The sequence below is a fragment of the Kitasatospora sp. NPDC023120 genome (assembly GCF_055560835.1).
The window spans coordinates 396,409-413,699 of sequence record NZ_JBVHHY010000001.1; the positions used below are offsets into that span (position 1 = coordinate 396,409).

Annotated in this window: 11 protein-coding genes; 9 read left to right on the forward strand and 2 right to left on the reverse strand. The window is 74.0% G+C overall.

Features of this window, described 5'->3' with window-relative positions:
• Window positions 1-36: 36 nt before the first annotated feature.
• The gene (locus ACZ3TI_RS01980; protein ID WP_465722253.1) at window positions 37-1,164 is read left to right on the forward strand and encodes a GuaB3 family IMP dehydrogenase-related protein; all 1,128 of its coding nucleotides are present in this window, start codon (window positions 37-39) and stop codon (window positions 1,162-1,164) included.
• A gap of 361 nt (window positions 1,165-1,525) precedes the next feature.
• Here the strand turns inward: ACZ3TI_RS01980 and ACZ3TI_RS01985 are convergent, their stop codons facing one another.
• Window positions 1,526-2,074: a hypothetical protein gene (locus ACZ3TI_RS01985; protein WP_465722255.1), complete on the reverse strand. Its 549-nt coding sequence runs from the start codon at window positions 2,072-2,074 to the stop codon at window positions 1,526-1,528.
• 252 nt (window positions 2,075-2,326) lie between these two features.
• Here ACZ3TI_RS01985 and ACZ3TI_RS01990 point away from each other — a divergent pair, with 252 nt between their 5' ends.
• Entirely contained in the window at window positions 2,327-4,234 is a 1,908-nt protein-coding gene (locus ACZ3TI_RS01990) for a serine/threonine-protein kinase (protein WP_465722257.1), read from the forward strand.
• A 3-nt stretch (window positions 4,235-4,237) separates the two neighbouring features.
• On the opposite strand, the gene ACZ3TI_RS01995 is transcribed toward ACZ3TI_RS01990, so the two are convergent.
• Complete coding sequence (locus tag ACZ3TI_RS01995) at window positions 4,238-4,762, reverse strand: SHOCT domain-containing protein (protein WP_465722259.1); 525 nt, start codon at window positions 4,760-4,762, stop codon at window positions 4,238-4,240.
• A 57-nt stretch (window positions 4,763-4,819) separates the two neighbouring features.
• Between ACZ3TI_RS01995 and ACZ3TI_RS02000 the strand changes: the two genes are divergently transcribed.
• From ACZ3TI_RS02000 to ACZ3TI_RS02030, 7 genes are all read left to right on the forward strand, one after another.
• Window positions 4,820-5,908 (forward strand): protein kinase family protein, encoded by a 1,089-nt coding sequence (locus ACZ3TI_RS02000; RefSeq protein ID WP_465722260.1) that lies wholly within the window; start codon window positions 4,820-4,822, stop codon window positions 5,906-5,908.
• 161 nt (window positions 5,909-6,069) lie between these two features.
• Complete coding sequence (locus tag ACZ3TI_RS02005) at window positions 6,070-7,806, forward strand: serine/threonine-protein kinase (protein ID WP_465722262.1); 1,737 nt, start codon at window positions 6,070-6,072, stop codon at window positions 7,804-7,806.
• 118 nt (window positions 7,807-7,924) lie between these two features.
• On the forward strand, window positions 7,925-9,556 hold the full coding sequence (locus ACZ3TI_RS02010) for a succinic semialdehyde dehydrogenase (protein WP_465722264.1): 1,632 nt from the start codon (window positions 7,925-7,927) through the stop codon (window positions 9,554-9,556).
• A 59-nt stretch (window positions 9,557-9,615) separates the two neighbouring features.
• The gene (locus tag ACZ3TI_RS02015; RefSeq protein ID WP_465722266.1) at window positions 9,616-11,451 is read left to right on the forward strand and encodes a GMC oxidoreductase; all 1,836 of its coding nucleotides are present in this window, start codon (window positions 9,616-9,618) and stop codon (window positions 11,449-11,451) included.
• Between the two features lie 347 nt (window positions 11,452-11,798).
• Complete coding sequence (locus tag ACZ3TI_RS02020; protein ID WP_465722268.1) at window positions 11,799-13,448, forward strand: hypothetical protein; 1,650 nt, start codon at window positions 11,799-11,801, stop codon at window positions 13,446-13,448.
• A 1,020-nt stretch (window positions 13,449-14,468) separates the two neighbouring features.
• Window positions 14,469-16,037 carry a glutamine-hydrolyzing GMP synthase gene (gene guaA / locus ACZ3TI_RS02025; protein WP_465722270.1) on the forward strand — a complete coding sequence of 523 codons (1,569 nt, stop codon included), beginning with the start codon at window positions 14,469-14,471 and terminating at the stop codon, window positions 16,035-16,037.
• A 217-nt stretch (window positions 16,038-16,254) separates the two neighbouring features.
• Entirely contained in the window at window positions 16,255-17,274 is a 1,020-nt protein-coding gene (locus ACZ3TI_RS02030) for a QcrA and Rieske domain-containing protein (protein ID WP_465722271.1), read from the forward strand.
• Window positions 17,275-17,291: the final 17 nt, after the last annotated feature.

The window sequence follows — 17,291 nt, forward strand, 5'->3', positions numbered from 1 at the left end:
CCGGCGGGCATGAGCAACACAGCAGAAGGGCTCGAAGTGACTGAGATCGAGATCGGGCGAGGCAAGCGCGGCCGCCGGGCGTACGCCTTCGACGACATCGCCGTCGTCCCCAGCCGCCGTACCCGGGACCCGAAGGAGGTCTCGATCGCCTGGCAGATCGACGCCTACCGCTTCGAGCTGCCGTTCCTGGCCGCCCCGATGGACAGCGTGGTCTCGCCGCAGCAGGCCATCGCGATCGGTCGCCTCGGCGGGCTGGGCGTGCTGAACCTCGAGGGCCTCTGGACCCGCTACGAGGACCCGCAGCCGCTGCTCGACGAGATCGCCTCGATCACCGACGAGGCCGTCGCCACCCGCCGGCTGCAGGAGATCTACGCCGCGCCGATCCGCGCCGAGCTGATCAAGCAGCGGATCCAGGAGGTCCGCGACTCCGGCGTCGTCACCGCCGCCGCGCTCTCGCCGCAGCGGACCGCCGAGTTCTCCAAGACCGTGGTGGACGCCGGCGTCGACGTCTTCGTCATCCGCGGCACCACCGTCTCGGCCGAGCACGTCTCCAGCGCCGCCGAGCCGCTCAACCTCAAGCAGTTCATCTACGAGCTGGACGTTCCGGTGATCGTCGGCGGGTGCGCCACGTACACCGCGGCGCTGCACCTGATGCGGACCGGCGCGGCCGGCGTGCTGGTCGGGTTCGGCGGCGGTGCGGCCCACACCACTCGGAACGTGCTCGGCATCCAGGTGCCGATGGCCACCGCCGTGGCCGACGTGGCGGCTGCCCGTCGTGACTACATGGACGAGTCCGGCGGCCGCTACGTGCACGTGATCGCGGACGGTGGCGTGGGCTACAGCGGGGACATCCCGAAGGCCGTCGCCTGTGGTGCGGACGCGGTGATGATCGGTGCGGCGCTGGCCCGTGCGACGGATGCCCCGGGCAAGGGGTTCCACTGGGGGATGGAGGCCGTCCACGAGGAGCTGCCGCGGGGCAAGCGGGTGAACCTCGGTGCGGTCGGCACCACCGAGGAGATCCTGACCGGTCCTTCGCACACGCCGGACGGGACCATGAACCTGTTCGGGGCGCTGCGGCGGGCGATGGCCACCACGGGGTACACGGAGCTGAAGGAGTTCCAGCGGGTTGAGGTGACGGTGAATCCGGCGCTTGATCACCGCTGAGGGTTGTGGTGGACGGAGGCCTCTGCCCCTTTGGGGTGGGGGCCTTCGGGTTTTGTGTGGGGGGGGGCTTTCGGGGGGGTGGGGGGCTTTCGGGAGGGTGGGTGCCGGGGGCGGCTCCGGGGGTGGTCGCTCCGAGGGGCTGGATGATTTTCCGACTGCCGGTGCTGTGGGTGGGGGGTTGGGCGTCGTTGGCAGTCTGAAAATCACCCGCAACGCCCCTCTCCGGACCACCCCCTGCGCCGCCCCCTCCCGCAGCGCGTCCCTCTCGCCGGAGGGGAGGGGAGGGGGGCGGTGGTGCGGGTGGTGCGGGGTGATGGGGATGCGGGTGGGGTGGTGCGGGGTGGTGGGGTGTGGTGGGGGCTCAGGTGTGGTTGGCGGTGCGGCGGGTGAGGAGGAAGCCGCCGATGAGGGCGATGGTGTAGAAGGCGGCGTCGAGGGGGCGGAGGTCGGCGCGCCAGGTGGTCAGGGTGTTGTGGAGGAGGTCGGGGCCGTCTGCCTGGCGGAGGTGTTGGGTCAGCTGGCCGAGGAGGAGGGCGGCGGCTGCGAGGAGGGCGCCGAGGGGTGGGAGGAGTCGGTTCTGGCCACCGAGGCGGCCGAGGGGGAGGGCGACCAGGCCGGCGGGGGCGATGGCGAGCCAGCCGAGGCTGTCGGCGGCGCGTAGGGGGGCGCAGCCGTAGGCGAGGCCGCTGAGGAGCGTGGCGAGGACGGCGATGGTGACGGCGAGGGCGACGCGGCGGCGGGGGGTGGTCCGCGGGGTGGGGGCGACGGGGTCGTAGCCGGTCACCGGGGCGCCGGGCATGCCGGGGGCGACGTAGCCTTCGGGGGAGGTGGGGGCGGGTGCGACCGAGTAGTGCTGGGCGGTGCGCGGCCGGGCGGATGGGCCGTCAGTGCCCGGTGCGGGTGCGGTCATGGGCGTCGAATCCCCCCGGAAAAGACGAAGAGCTGCCGAACGGTAGCAGTGATTCGGACCGATCTTGGCGAGTTTTCGATCACAGATCGGGCACGGAGCGCCGCACCGGTTCCGGTTCGTCCCGGGTTGGGACGGGGGGCGGGTGGTCGTGAGCCCCCCGGACAGGGGATGATGGAGGCTTGGGCGTTCGGGCCCGGCCGGTCCGACGCGCCGTCACCACGACCGCCAGCAGCACATGGGGGAACGTTCCGAATGACCCAGGCGCAGGGTTCCACCGGCCGCCTCCTGGCCGGCCGCTACCGCCTGAACGGCGTGCTCGGGCGCGGCGGCATGGGCACCGTCTGGCGCGCCGAGGACGAGATGTTGGGCCGGACCGTCGCGGTCAAGGAACTGCGGATGAACGCCAGCGTCGAGGAGGAGGAGAAGCACCGGCTGATCGTCCGGACGCTGCGCGAGGCCAAGGCGACCGCCCGGATCCGGCACAACTCGGCGGTCACCGTCTTCGACGTGGTTGACGAGGACGACCGGCCGTGGATCGTCATGGAGCTGGTCGAGTCCCGCTCGCTGGCCGACGTCATCCGCGAGGACGGGCCGCTCGCGCCCGGTCGGGCCGCCGAGATCGCGCTCGACGTGCTGGGCGTGCTGAGTGCGGCGCACGCGCTGGGCATCCTGCACCGCGACGTCAAGCCGTCCAATGTGCTGATCGGTGAGGACGGCCGGGTCGTGCTGACCGACTTCGGCATCGCGAGTGTGGAGGGCGACGCGTCGGTCACCTCCACCGGGATGCTGGTCGGCGCGCCCTCGTACATATCCCCGGAGCGGGCGCGCGGGCAGAAGCCCGGGCCGCCGGCCGACCTGTGGTCGCTGGGCGGCACGCTGTACGCGATGGTCGAGGGCCGGCCGCCGTACGACCGGGGCTCGGCGCTGGCCACCCTGACCGCGGTGATGACCGAGGACCTGGTCACGCCGGTGAACGCCGGGCCGCTGCTGCCGGTGATCGAGGGGCTGCTGGAGAAGGACCCGGCCGAGCGGCTGGACGCCTCGCAGACCCGGTCGATGCTCAAGCGGGTGGTCGCGGAGGCGACCGTGAAGGCCGAGTCGACCACCGAGCACGCGATGCCGGTGGAGAAGCCCGAGTCGAAGAGCGGCGCGGAGCCCGCACCCGAGGAGGGGCGGAAGCGGGCGGTCGGCGGGCTGCTGGGAACGGTCCGGGTGGGTAGCCGGGCCCGGGACGAGGAGCCGCCCGCGGCCGCTGTGGCGGAGCCCGCCGCCGCGGCTGCGGCGGAGCCGGTGCCCGAGCCGATCCGGCCGGTGACCAGCGAGTGGACGATGGGCGCGACGCAGGCGGCGGGGGCCGACCCGCGGACCGGTCGGCGACGGCTGGCTATCGCCACGGTGGTCGTGGTGCTGGTGCTGATCGCGGGAGTGGTCGCGGTGCTCCAGGCCTTCGGGGGTGGGAACGGCAGCGCGAAGGGTACGTCCGGGCACAGTGCGGGGGCGACCTCGCCGGTGGCGGCGACCACGGAGGCCACGCCGAGTCAGAGTGCGGCGGCGCCGGTGACGGAGCCCGCGCCTGCGCCTGCTGCGACGGCGACCGGGACGCCGGGCGCCGATGCGGCCGTGCCGGCTGCCACGACGCCGCCGGCGGCTCCGGCGCCCGTCCAGACGCCGGTACAGCCGGCGCCCGTCCAGACGCCGGTACAGCCGGCGCCGGGTGCGGTGCCGGCGGGGTACCGGGAGTACAAGGATCCGAGCGGCTTCTCGGTCGTCCTGCCGGACTGGCTGCAGCCGGCCGGGTCGGATGCCAACCGACGGATCTTCAAGAACGCCACCGGCAGCCAGCTGCGGATCGAGTGGACGACCTCGCCGGGCGAGAGCGCCGTCGCCGACTGGCAGGAGTCCGAGCCCAGCCTGCGCGGGCAGGTGACCAACTACCAGCGGGTGAACCTGTCGGCGATCACCTACCGGCAGTGGACCAACGCGGCGGACTGGGAGTGGACCAACGGTCAGCCCAGGATGCACTCGCTCAACCGGGGCTTCGTGACCGGGACTCCGGCCAAGTACGGCTACTCGATCTACTGGATCGTCCCGGACGCGGAGTGGGCCGCGCAGGCCCCGGTCCGGGACGTCGTCTTCAACAGCTTCCAGCCCGCGCCGTAGGGATCAGCCGATCAGGCGCTGCTTGGCCCGGGTGAACTCGTCCTGGGTGAGCGCGCCGGAGGCGTGCAGGGCGGCCAACCGCTCGAGCTGGCCGATGAGTTGCTCGTTGGTGTCCGGTGCGGCCGGCGGCTGCGGCGTCTGGGCGGCGCGGGCGAGCCGGGCGGACTCCCGTATCTGCTCGGCGAAGACCTCGGCCTTGACGACCTCCTCGAAGCGGTGCGAGCCGGTGAGGGCGACGACCGTCAGCACCTCGCCGTTGATCTTGCTGCGGGCCACGGTGGCGTCGGTGACGGCGTTGAGCGGAACCGGTACCGGCGGCTTCCCGTCCTTCAGGAAGAGCAGCCGGTGGGTGGTCAGTACGAGCACGCCCTTGCGGAAGTGGTCGGGGTGGCGCCCGGCGGTGGAGGCGACGGGCTTCTCGCCGGCGATGACGGATGCTTCGACCGTGCGGACGGCCTCCGCCTGGTTGGCTTTGTTGCTGTTCCCCGCCACCGTGAAGGCGGTGTCGATCAGATCGGTCCATTCCATGGGACCGAGCGTAAAGGAGCCGCTCAGTAGGCTGCTCGGTGAGCGAGAGGAACTGGCATGCGAGGCGGCCCCGGGCAACTGCTGGCGGGACGGTACCGGCTGACGGACCGTTCGGAACCTTTGCGCGCCCACGCGGTGGACGAGCGGACCGGCGAGGCGGTGCTGCTGCGCGCCCTGGAGCTGCCCGCGCTGCTGGCCGCCGGTCAGGACCCGGAGGACGTGGTGCCCGCCCAGGCGGAGCGGCTGGTGCGGCGGGTGGCGGCGGTCGGCTCGGCCGCGCCGGCCGCGCATCCGCGGCTGCTGCGCGGGGTCGGGGCCTTCGTCGAGGGCGAGCTGCTGTGGACGGTGGAGGAGCGGCCGGCCGGGCTGACGGCGGCCGAGCTGCTGGTCGACGGGCCGGTGCCGCCGTACCGGGCGGCCGAGCTGGCGGCGGACCTGGCGGGTGCGCTGCGCGCGCTGCACGGGGCCGGACTCAGCCACGGCAACCTGACCGCCGGGTCGGTGCTGGTCTGCGAGGACGGTGCGGCGATGCTCGGCGGGCTGCTCGCCGGGGTGGCGGAGGAGGGGCTGGCCGAGGAGCTCGGCGGGCCGGGCGGGCGGCGCCGGTACGACGTGCGGGCCACCCTGGTCGGCCCGGTGGCGGAGCGCTGGCCGCTGGACGGCGGCCCGGCGGGCGACTGCTGGGCGCTCGGGGTCCTGGTGCACCGGCTGGTCACCGGCCGCCCGCCGTACCCGGAGGGCGGCGTGCCGGAGCTGGTGACGGCCGTACGGGACGGGCGACGCGAGCACTCGGCGGTCTGCGGGCCGCTGGGGCCGCTGGTCGAGCGGCTGCTGCAGCCGGATCCGGTGCTGCGGCCGACCGCGGAGGCGGTGGGCCGGGAGCTGGCGGAGCTGCTGGCGGGTGCGCCGGAGCCGGTGGACGAGGAGCGGGCGGCGCGGGCCGTGACGCTGAAGCCGGAGGCGCCGCTGGTGCCGCGGCGCGGCGCAAAGGCCGGGGATTTCGGGAAAGCCGGGGCGGGTGAGGGCGGCGGTGGCGGGACGAAACCGCCGCGGATACCCCCCTCCCTATTGGGGCCGTTGCTGGTGGGGGGAGTCTTTGTCCTGCTGGCCTTGGGAATGGTCGCGGTGGTGCTGTTCGCAGGCTGACGGCCCGGTCGGGTCACGCACCGCCGGTCCGGGGGGTGGGCGTGATTACCGAGGGCCGCGAGGTACGCCTAATGTGTGCGTGGGATTTGTTCGAACAGTGGTCTGCACCAGGCCCTCCGTCGCGGTGACGGCAGGCGGAACGTGTGGGGGAGCGGTCGCAGATGGGTGTGCAGGACCGGCCGGAGGCGGCCGAGGCGGAGCGGTTGCTGGCCGGGCGGTACGAGCTCGGTGAGCGGCTCGGCCGGGGCGGCATGGGCACCGTCTGGCGGGCCTGGGACCGGATGCTCGACCGCGAGGTCGCGGTCAAGGAGCTGACCGTCAACCACCTGCCCGAGGAGGACCTGCAGATCCTGCACGCCCGGATGAAGCGCGAGGCCAGCGCGGCCGCGCGGATCAAGCACCCCGGCGTGATCACCGTGCACGACGTGCTGGAGCAGGACGGCCGGCCGTGGATCGTGATGGAGCTGGTCGACGGCCGCTCGCTGGCCGACGTGATCAGCCAGGACGGCACCCTGCAGCCGCGCGCCGCCGCCGAGGTCGGCAGCCAGGTGCTCGCCGCGCTGCACCGCGGCCACCAGCTGGGCGTGCTGCACCGCGACGTCAAGCCCGCCAACGTGCTGCTGGAGCGCGGCACCGGGCGGGTGGTGCTGCTGGACTTCGGCATCGCGAAGTACGAGGGCTCGACCGAGCTGACCCGGCCGGGCGACCTGGTCGGCTCGCCGGACTACCTGGCGCCGGAGCGCGCCCAGGGCGAGCGGCCCGGCCCGGCCTCCGACCTGTGGGGCCTCGGGGCGACGCTGTACGCGGCGGTCGAGGGCCAGTCGCCGTTCCGCCGGGACTCGCCGATCACCACGCTGGCCGCGGTCGTCGACGAGCCGCTGCCGGAGTCCCGCCGGGCCGGGCCGCTGGGGCCGGTGCTGGCCGCGCTGATGGCCAAGGACCCGGCCGATCGGCCGACCGCGGACGAGGTGGCCCGGATGCTGGCCGAGGTGCAGGCCGGGCACACCATGGGCTTCAAGTCGGTCACGCCGGTGCGGACGCCCACCCAGTCGGTGCCGGTGGTGGACCGCAGCGAGGGCTCGGCACGGGCCGGGCAGGCGGTGGTCGAGGGCTCCGAGGGGCCGACCGAGCCGCGGGCGGCTGCCACCGCTCCTGCCGTTCAGGAGACCGTGGGGGGAGCGCAGGCCGCAGCGCAGGCGCACACCGCGCCGGTCGCACCGGTGGCGCACCCCGTCACGCCCGCGCGCGGGCCGGCCAAGCGCCGCAGCACCGCCAAGATCGTCGCCATCGCGGTGGCGGTCGGTCTGCTGGCGGCCGCGGGGACCTTCCTGGTCACCCGGCTCGTGGTGGACGGCGGCGGCCCCGACGAGCCGACGCCCACCGCACCGGTCGAGTCGTCCGCGCCGGAGCCCACCAACGACGCCAGCCCCGCTGCGGCGCCGCCCAGCGGCTACCAGTGGGTCGACGATCCGGCCGGCTTCCGCTTCCCGCTGCCCTCGGGCACCCCGGCCTGGCAGCGCAGCGCCACGTCCGACAACCAGATCTACTACAGCCCCGACAACAAGACGCACTACCTGCAGTTCGCCGTCACCGTCGGGCAGTCGGTCAAGCCGCTGGAGCACATGCGGCAGATGGAGGGCAACGTCTCCAAGTCCCTGAAGGACTACAAGCAGCACAAGATGACCAGCGTCGCGGTGAACGGCCACGAGGCGGCGGTCTGGGAGTTCAGCTACGCCGCGCAGGGCGGCGGCCGGCGGCGGGCGATCGAGGCCGAGTTCATCGACGACGACGGCACCAGCTACGCGATCTACTCGTCCAGCCCGGAACGGGGCAACGAGTGGAACGAGGCCGAGCAGCGCTTCAACGCGGTGCTCCACTACTTCACGCCGACCCGCTGACGGGCGGCGCGCGGGCCGGGGCGTACGGACGGTCGGGTCGCCCGCTTTCGCCCGACTGCGGCAGATTCTTGTTACCGACGGGTACCGGACCGGCCGCCGAAGGCCTAGGCTGCGCCGTATGTCGGACCTCACAGCAGATGCAGTGGCCACCGAACACCCCGGCGCCGGCAACCCGGCGGCCCCCGGCGGCGGTCGGACCGTCGCGACGGCCGTCCCGCCGTCCCTGGTCGCCCGGCTGGCCGCCGGCGTCACCGCGACCGGTGAGCCCGACCTGGTGGAGACCGTCGCCCCGCTGACCGGTGAGCGGCTGGCGAGTCTGCCGCAGTCCACCCCCGCCGACGTCGAGGTCGCCTTCCAGCTGGCCCGCCGCGCCCAGTCGGCCTGGGCCGCGCTGCCGGTGCGCCGCCGCGCCGCCGTCCTGCTGCGCTTCCACGACCTGCTGCTCAAACGGCAGGACGAGGTGCTGGACCTCATCCAGGCGGAGACCGGCAAGGCCCGGCTGCACGCCTTCGAGGAAGTGCTGGCCGTCGCCATGGCCGCCCGGCACTACGGGCGGACCGCGCCCACCTACCTCAAGGACAAGCGGCGCGGCGGCGCGCTGCCGGTGCTCACCCACGCCGTCGAGGCCCGCCGCCCCAAGGGCGTGATCGGCCACATCTCGCCCTGGAACTACCCGCTGGAGCTGTCCGTCGGCGACGCCCTGCCCGCCTTCGCGGCCGGCAACGCGGTGGTCAACAAGCCCGACACCCAGACCGCGCTGACCGCCCTGTGGGCCCGCGAGCTGCTGGTCGAGGCCGGGCTGCCCGCCGACCTGTGGCAGGTCGTGATCGGCGACGGCCCGGTGATCGGCCCCGCCGTGGTGGAGCACGCCGACTACGTCTCCTTCACCGGCTCCACCCGCACCGGCCGCGACGTCGCCCAGCGCGCCGCGGCCCGACTCGTCGGCGCCTCGCTCGAGCTCGGCGGCAAGAACGCCATGCTGGTGCTCTCCGACGCCGACCTCGACGCCGCCGCCGCGGGCGCCGTACGGGCCTGCTTCTCGTCCGCCGGGCAGCTGTGCATCTCGATCGAGCGGCTGCTGGTGCACCGCTCGGTGGCCGACGGGTTCCTGGAGCGCTTCGCCGCCCGGACCCGGGCGCTGCGCCTCGGCGGCGGCCTCGCGTACGGCGCGGACATGGGCTCGCTGGTCTCCGTCCGCCAGCTGGAGACCACCACCCGGCACGTGGAGGAGGCGGTCAAGGCGGGTGCCACCGTGCTGGCCGGCGGCCGCGCCCGGCCGGACCTCGGCCCGTTCTTCTTCGAGCCGACCATCCTCGACGGCGTCACCCCGGACATGGCGGTCTGCGCCGAGGAGACCTTCGGCCCGGTCGTCTCCGTCTACCGCTTCGACACCGAGGAGGAGGCGGTGGCCGCCGCCAACTCCACGCCGTACGGCCTGAACTCCAGCGTCTGGACCAAGGACCTGCGGCGCGGCCGGGCGGTCGCGGCCCGGCTGCGCACCGGGACGGTCAACGTCAACGAGGCCTACGCGGCGGCCTACGGCTCGGTCGCCTCCCCGATGGGCGGCATGGGCGACTCCGGGCTGGGCCGCCGGCACGGCGCCGAGGGCATCCTGCGCTTCACCGAGGCGCAGACCATCGCGACCCAGCGGCTGCTGCCGATCGCGCCCTCGTTCGGCCTGGACGACAAGCAGTTCGCCGCCGTGATGACCGGCGGACTGCGCGCGCTCAGGGCGCTGCGCTTCCGGTAGGCCCCGGCGGCACAGGGGCCCCGACAAGGTGCGGGGCCCGACTCGTGGTTCCCACAGGCATGTTCATCCCGGCGAAGGAGCGGTGGCAGATGGTGGAGTCCGGCGGTGCGGCGGAGTTCGACTACGACGTGGTCGTGGTCGGGTCCGGCTTCGGCGGCTCGGTCGCGGCGCTGCGGCTGACCGAGAAGGGCTACCGGGTCGCCGTCCTGGAGGCCGGGCGGCGCTTCGACCGGGACGAACTGCCCAGGAACTCCTGGGACCTGCCGAACTACCTGTGGGCGCCGCAGCTCGGGCTGTACGGCATCCAGCGGATCCACCTGCTGGCCAATGTGCTGATCCTGGCCGGTGCCGGGGTCGGCGGCGGCTCGCTGAACTACGCCAATACCCTGTACGTGCCGCCCAAGGCCTTCTTCGAGGACCGCCAGTGGCGCCACATCACCGACTGGCAGGAGGAGCTGGCGCCGTTCTACGACCAGGCGCAGCGGATGCTCGGGGTCCGGCTCAACCCGACCGTCACCCCCTCCGACGTCCACCTCAAGGCGGCCGCCGAGCGGATGGGCGTCGGCGACACCTTCCACATGGCGCCGGTCGGGGTGTTCTTCGGCGACGGCAAGGACACCGACGGCACTGCCAAGGCGGCGCCCGGCGAGGAGGTCGCCGACCCGTACTTCGGCGGGGCCGGCCCGGCCCGCAAGGCCTGCGTGGAGTGCGGTGAGTGCATGACCGGCTGCCGGCACGGCGCCAAGAACATGCTCACCGAGAACTACCTGTACCTGGCCGAGCAGGGCGGCGCGGAGATCCACCCGCTCACCACGGTGGCCCGGATCCGTGAGATCGGTGGCGCCGACGGGAGCCGCGGCTTCGCGGTGGACGTGCGCCGCACCGACTCGCGCTCGAAGACGGACCGGGTGAAGGCGGGGGCGCGGACCATCACCGCCGCCCGGGTCGTCGTCGCGGCCGGGACCTACGGCACCCAGTCGCTGCTGCACCGGATGCGCGCGGGCGGGCACCTGCCCCGGATCTCCGAGCGGCTCGGTGAGCTGACCCGCACCAACTCCGAGGCCCTGGTGGGCGCGCAGACCACCGACCGGCGCTACGGCGCCAAGGCGGACTTCACCAAGGGCGTCGCGATCACCTCCTCGATCCACCCGGACGCCAACACCCACATCGAGCCGGTCCGCTACGGCAAGGGCTCCAACGCGATGGGCGCGCTGTCGATCGCCCAGGTCAAGGGCGGCGGACGCGGTCCGCGCTGGCTGCGCTACCTGGGCAACTCGGTGCTCCACCCGGTGACCTTCGCCCGCTCGATGAACCAGCGCGGCTGGTCCGAGAAGACGATCATCGGCCTGGTGATGCAGTCGCTGGACAACTCGATCACCGTCTCGCTGAAGAAGGGCCCGCTCGGCAAGGACCGGCTCACCTCCAGCCAGGGCCACGGAGCCCCCAACCCGACCTGGATCCCGGCCGCCGAGCAGGGCGCCCAGGCGCTGGCCGCCGAGATCAACGGCTTCGCGGGCAGTACCGTCGGCGAGATCTTCGACATCCCGATGACCGCGCACTTCCTCGGCGGCTGCCCGATCGGCGACGCCCCCGAGACCGGCGTGGTCGACCCGTACCACCGGCTGTACGGGTACCCGGGGATCAGCGTGGTGGACGGCGCGGCCGTCTCCGCCAACCTCGGCGTCAACCCCTCGCTCACCATCACCGCGCAGGCCGAGCGCGCCATGTCGATGTGGCCGAACAAGGGCGAGGCGGACCCGCGCCCGGCGCAGGACGAGGCGTACCGGCGGATCACCCCGGTGGCGCCGGTGCGGCCGGCCGTGCCGCAGGGCGCGTTCGGCGCGCTGCGGCTGCCGCTGCTGCCCGTCCCGGAGGTGCCGAAGAAGCGGGGCTGAGGCCGGTTCCCGGTCGGTCCCGGGGCCGATCCGCCTGCCGCGTTTCGCGGTTGACATCCGTTTGAGTCCGATGGGATAAACGGGCTCCCTGGGGCGGCCCGGGGACTCGTCGAGCGGGGGGAGACCGGGTCATGGCCAACTGCGCGTCCTGCGGCGCGACGTCGGCGGAGGGGGCGTCGGCCTGCGGCTCCTGTGGGCGGCCGCTCGCGCCGCCGCCCCCCACGGCCGCGATGCCCGTCGTGCCTCCTTCGGTTCCTCCTGCGGTGCCCCCGGCAGCGCCGCCCGGACCGCCCGGGTACGGGCCGCCGCCGCCCGGCGCGCCCGGGTACCCGCCGGGGTACGGGCCGGTGCCCGCTCCGCCCGCGGTCGGCAGTCGGGGCGCCGGGACGCCGTACGCCCAGCAGTCTCCCGTCCACCGCCTGCTGACCGGGGCCGACTGGCGCCCGGCGCTCAAGGCGGCGATCGCACCGACCCTCGTGCTGCTGCTGGCGGCGCTGATCGCGGCCGTCCCCGGCGACTACCAGTACGAGTACCGGTTCCGCTCGCCCGACTTCGGCGACCGCTTCGGCGCGACCCTGTCGATGGCGCTCAACGCGCTCGGCGCGCCGTTCAGGCTCGGGTACCAGAGCCCGCTGAGCCGGGGCCACGCCGAGCGGATGGACCTCGTCTTCCGGGTGGCGCCGATGACCGTCACCGTCCTGTGGTGCCTGGCGCTCTGGTTCGGACTGCGGGCCGGGCTGTCCCGGCGCAAGGCGGTGGAGGGCCAGCTGACCCGGATCCAGGCCGCCGGCGAGGCGCTGCGCACCGCCCTGGTGCTCGCCGGGGTGACCACGGTGCTCTGGGCGGTCGGCGGGACCACCTGGCGGCCGCGGGACAGCTATGACCTCCCCGACTACCTGGGCGGCACCGGTCGGGACCTGTCCCGGCCGACGGTCACCGCGGGCGCCGGCTGGCCGGAGGCGGTCGGCTGGACGCTGCTGCTGGCCGGACTGCTGGCCTTCACCGTTTACGGCACCGACGCGCTGCGCTGGGCCGCCTGGCGCAGCCGCTCGGTGCGCGGCTGGGCGGTGGCCGCGCTGACCGCGGGCCAGGCGATGGCGGTGTCGGTGGCCCTGTCCGGGGCGTCGGCCTTCGTCCTGGTCGCGGCGAACAGCACCAGCGGCGCGCAGATCGGGGCGTCGCTGGCCTTCCTGCCCAACCTCGGCCTCGCCCTGCTCGGCTTCGGCTCGGGCGCGACCTTCCGGGCCCACAGCGGCATCGCCGGCGGCGACACGTCCTGGGGCGACCGCACTGAGGACCTGGACCTCTCCTTCTTCGACCTGCACGACCAGGTGACCGCCGACTGGCGCTGGGCCGGCCTGCTGGCGCTCGCCGCGGCGGGTCTGCTCGGCTGGGTGGCGTACCGGCGGCAGCTGGACGCGGCCGACCGGCTGCGCCTGGCGGTCGTGCACGCCGGGGCGCTCACCCTGCTGATGGCGGTGGCCGGGGCGGTGATGACCCGGACCTCGTCGATGGCGGGTTGGAGCCGGGCCTCCGGCCTGGAGCTGTCCCAGGAGAACTCGGTCGGGCTGACCTTCCTCACCGTCCTGGCGGCCAACGCGGTCTGGGCGGCGGTCGGTGCGCTGCTGGTGCCGCCGCTGCTGGCTGCGGCCGGCAGCGGCGGCGCGGGCGCCGGGTACGCCGGGGCCCCGTACGAGGGCGCGCCGCAGGGCGCGGCCGCGTACGGGCCGGTGCCGCCGGAGGTGCCGTACGGACCGACGCCGGCGCACGGCGTCCCGGCGCAGGGTGGTCTGGCGGAGGGCGGTCCGGCGCAGGGTGGTTCGGCACAGCCCGCGCAGCCCGCCGCGCCGCAGGGTGCCGGGACGGGGGTGGGCGAGGTGCTCGGCTCGCACGAGGCGCCGGCCACGCCCGCCGCCGGGACTCCGGTCCCCGCCGACGTGCCGCCGCCCCGGGCCGAGGACGCGGTCGACCCGAGCGTCTGGCGCGAGCACCCCTGAGACCGGAAGGCCGGGGAGAGCCGGGCAGGCCCGGAAAAGGGCAAAGGGCCCCGCGGGGGAACGGGGCCCTTTGTCGCTCAGCACTCGGCGTCAGGGCCGCGCCGGTGCTGGGGTGACGGCGCCGGGGGAGGAGCGCCGTCGTGTCGGTTGGCCTGGGTCGCGTCCCGGCGGCTCCGGCGTGGGTGGCCGGTGGCGCGGGGCGCGCACGCGCGTGGAGCGGCGGGTGGCGCCCAGGTTCTGCGCCGGCCCCTCGCTCACGGAGCGTGAAGTAAAAACCGCTGCCACCTCCCTGCGCGGCGACTGCGGAGACACCGTCGGCGAAGCCTTCGGTGAGCCGCCAGGTCGCCGGAGAACCGCCTACAACGAGCATCGTGCTGGACGAAGGGCTCGCTCTGCAACCGATTCGGCACAGTTCGACGCAGTCCATTTACTGCCAGGACGACCACCGATGATCACGGTGCGTAGTGGTTCGATGGTTGCGGCGCACGGGGACGCGCGTAGCGGCGCACGGCGGACGGGGAAGTGCGCCGGGTGTGCTCTGGTTCGGACCGGGGGTGCGACGGCCGGTCCCGGGCGTCCCCGGGCTCCGGCCGTCCCACCTCTCGGTCCAGTCGCGGCCGGGTTCGCTGTCCCCTGCTGGCCGACCGCGGCACCCGCGCACGGTCCCACGGAGCCGCGCTCCCGGCGGGCCGGGCGGCGGCGCCACGTGCGCCGGTGGACTGGGGTGAAGCTCCACGCGTGGTCCTGCAGCCGTACGGCGCTGCCCCCGAGGGGGTCGGTCGGCGCGTCTGGCGGACGCGGCGCGGCCGTGCGGTCGTCTGAAGCAACGAATCGCGGCCCCGCCCGGTCACGGTCCATTGGACGTGCAGACGAGTGAAACCGGACAGCCCGGTAGAATCGGAGTCCAGACACCCCACACCCGTCGCCACCGCAGCCCCGCCATGGGGAGGCGGCTCCGCGTGACACCTCGATACCGCTGCCGGAAGGCCGTCTGTGTCCTCTGCAATTCCCGTCCAGTCCGTGCCGGACAACGACACCGTCCTGGTGGTCGACTTCGGTGCCCAGTACGCCCAGCTCATCGCCCGTCGGGTGCGTGAGGCGCGGGTCTACAGCGAGATCGTGCCGAGCAGCATGCCGGTCGCCGAGATGCTCGCCAAGAACCCCAAGGCGATCATCCTCTCCGGCGGTCCGTCGTCGGTCTACGAAGAGGGCGCGCCGCAGCTCGACCGCGCGATCTTCGAGGCCGGCGTCCCGGTCTTCGGCATGTGCTACGGCTTCCAGCTGATGGCCAAGACCCTCGGCGGCACCGTCGACAACAACGGCGCCCGCGAGTACGGCCGCACCCCGCTGGCCGTCTCCCGCACCGGCTCCACGCTGTTCGAGGGCGTCCCGGCGCAGCACTCGGTGTGGATGTCGCACGGCGACGCCTGCTCGGCGGCCCCGGAGGGCTTCACCGTCACCGCCTCCACCGATCTCGTCCCGGTCGCGGCCTTCGAGAACGACGAGGCCCGCCTGTACGGCGTCCAGTACCACCCCGAGGTGCTGCACTCCGACCACGGCCAGCAGATCCTGGAGCACTTCCTCTACCGCGGCGCCGGCATCGCCCCCACCTGGACCACCGGCAGCGTGGTCGAGGAGCAGATCGCTCTGATCCGCGAGCAGGTCGGCGACAAGCGCGCGATCTGCGGCCTGTCCGGCGGCGTGGACTCCGCGGTCGCGGCCGCCCTGGTCAACAAGGCCATCGGCGACCGGCTGACCTGCGTCTACGTCGACCACGGCCTGATGCGCAAGGGCGAGACGGAGCAGGTCGAGAAGGACTTCGTGGCCGCCACCGGCGTGCAGCTGAAGGTCGTCGACGCCTCCGAGCGCTTCCTGAGCGCGCTGAAGGGGGTCACCGACCCCGAGGAGAAGCGCAAGATCATCGGCCGCGAGTTCATCCGGGTCTTCGAGCAGGCCCAGGCCGAGATCATCGCCGAGGCCGGCGAGCACGGCGAGTCGGTCGACTTCCTGGTCCAGGGCACCCTGTACCCGGACGTGGTGGAGTCCGGCGGCGGTACCGGCACCGCCAACATCAAGTCCCACCACAACGTCGGCGGCCTGCCCGAGGACCTGCAGTTCCAGCTGGTCGAGCCGCTGCGCAAGCTGTTCAAGGACGAGGTCCGGATGGTCGGCCAGGAGCTGGGCCTGCCGGAGGAGATCGTCCAGCGCCAGCCGTTCCCGGGCCCGGGCCTGGGCATCCGGATCGTCGGCGAGGTCACCAAGGAGCGCCTGGACCTGCTCCGCGAGGCCGACGCGATCGCCCGCGAGGAGCTGACCGCGGCCGGTCTGGACCGCGAGATCTGGCAGTGCCCGGTCGTGCTGCTCGCCGACGTGCGCAGTGTGGGCGTGCAGGGCGACGGCCGCACCTACGGTCACCCGATCGTGCTGCGCCCGGTCTCGTCCGAGGACGCCATGACCGCCGACTGGTCGCGCCTGCCCTACGACGTGCTGGCCCGGATCTCCACCCGGATCACCAATGAGGTCCGTGACGTGAACCGCGTCGTCGTCGACGTCACCAGCAAGCCGCCGGGCACCATCGAGTGGGAGTAGGCACCCCCGCCGGCCGCTGACCCCGTCACGGACGGGGCCCGGGCCGGAGCCTGAACGCCCGCGCCGTCGTTCCCGTATCGAAGGGAGCGGCGGCGCGGCCGTTCGCGGTGCGGGTACCGCCCTCCGGGTGGGACCTCCCACCGAAAGCGGGCAGGAACGGGCAGAATGCGGACCGGACCTGTCAGGGAATGGCAGGCCGAGAGGGAAGGTGTACGGGATGTCGGAGGCCAGCAACACGGTGCCGGCCGGCGGGGGAACGGACGGCCGGGCCGAACGGGCGGCGCAGCGACGGGCGCTCGCGTCGACGTACGCGCTGCTACCGCTGCGGCTCTTCCTCGGCGTCACCTTCGTCTACGCCGCCCTCGACAAGCTCTCCGACGCGCACTTCCTGGCCGGGGCGGGCGATCCGGCCTCCTTCGTGTCGCAGACCCAGGCCGCCAAGGACGGCGGCAGCCCGATCTCCTTCCTGCTCGGGCCCGCCCTCGACCACTCGACCCTGTTCGCGCTGGCCGTCGCCTTCGGCGAGTTGGCGGTCGGCCTCGGCACCCTGCTCGGCCTCTGGGGCCGGGTCGCCGCGCTCGGCGGCGCGCTCCTCAACCTCAGCCTCTGGCTGACCGTGAGCTGGAGCGTCTCGCCGTACTACCTCGGCAACGACCTCGCCTACCTGATGGCCTGGACCCCGCTGGTGCTGGCCGGCACCCCGTACCTGTCGGTGGACGGCTACCTCGCCCGCCGGGCCGGGCGGGACCGCGCGCGCGGGCTGGGCGAGGACCACGTCAAGCGCCGGGCACTGGTGGACGGCGGGATCGCGGCCGTCGCGATCGGCGGCGCCGGGCTGCTCACCGGCTCGCTGACCCGCACCTTCGGCCGGGGCGGGCAGGCCGCGCCCAAGCAGTCGGCGGCCCCGGTGCCCACCGGCACGGCGCCGGCTCCCACGGTGTCCGCCGCGAGCGTGCCGGTCGGCGGATCGGCGCAGGTCAAGGACCCGGCCACCGGCGACGCCGTCTACATCGTCCAGCCCAAGGCGGGCCAGTACTGCGGCCTCTCCTCGGTGTGCACGCACTCCGGCTGCGCCGTGGACGCCCCGAAGAACGGGCAGCTGTACTGCCCCTGCCACGGCTCCCGGTTCGACGCCGCGACCGGCGCGGTGGTGAACGGGCCGGCGGTCAAGCCGCTGCCGAAGTACACCGTCACCAAGGACGGGGACAAGCTGACCCTGGGCCCGCAGCAGAGCTGAGGCCCGCTGCTCCTCTA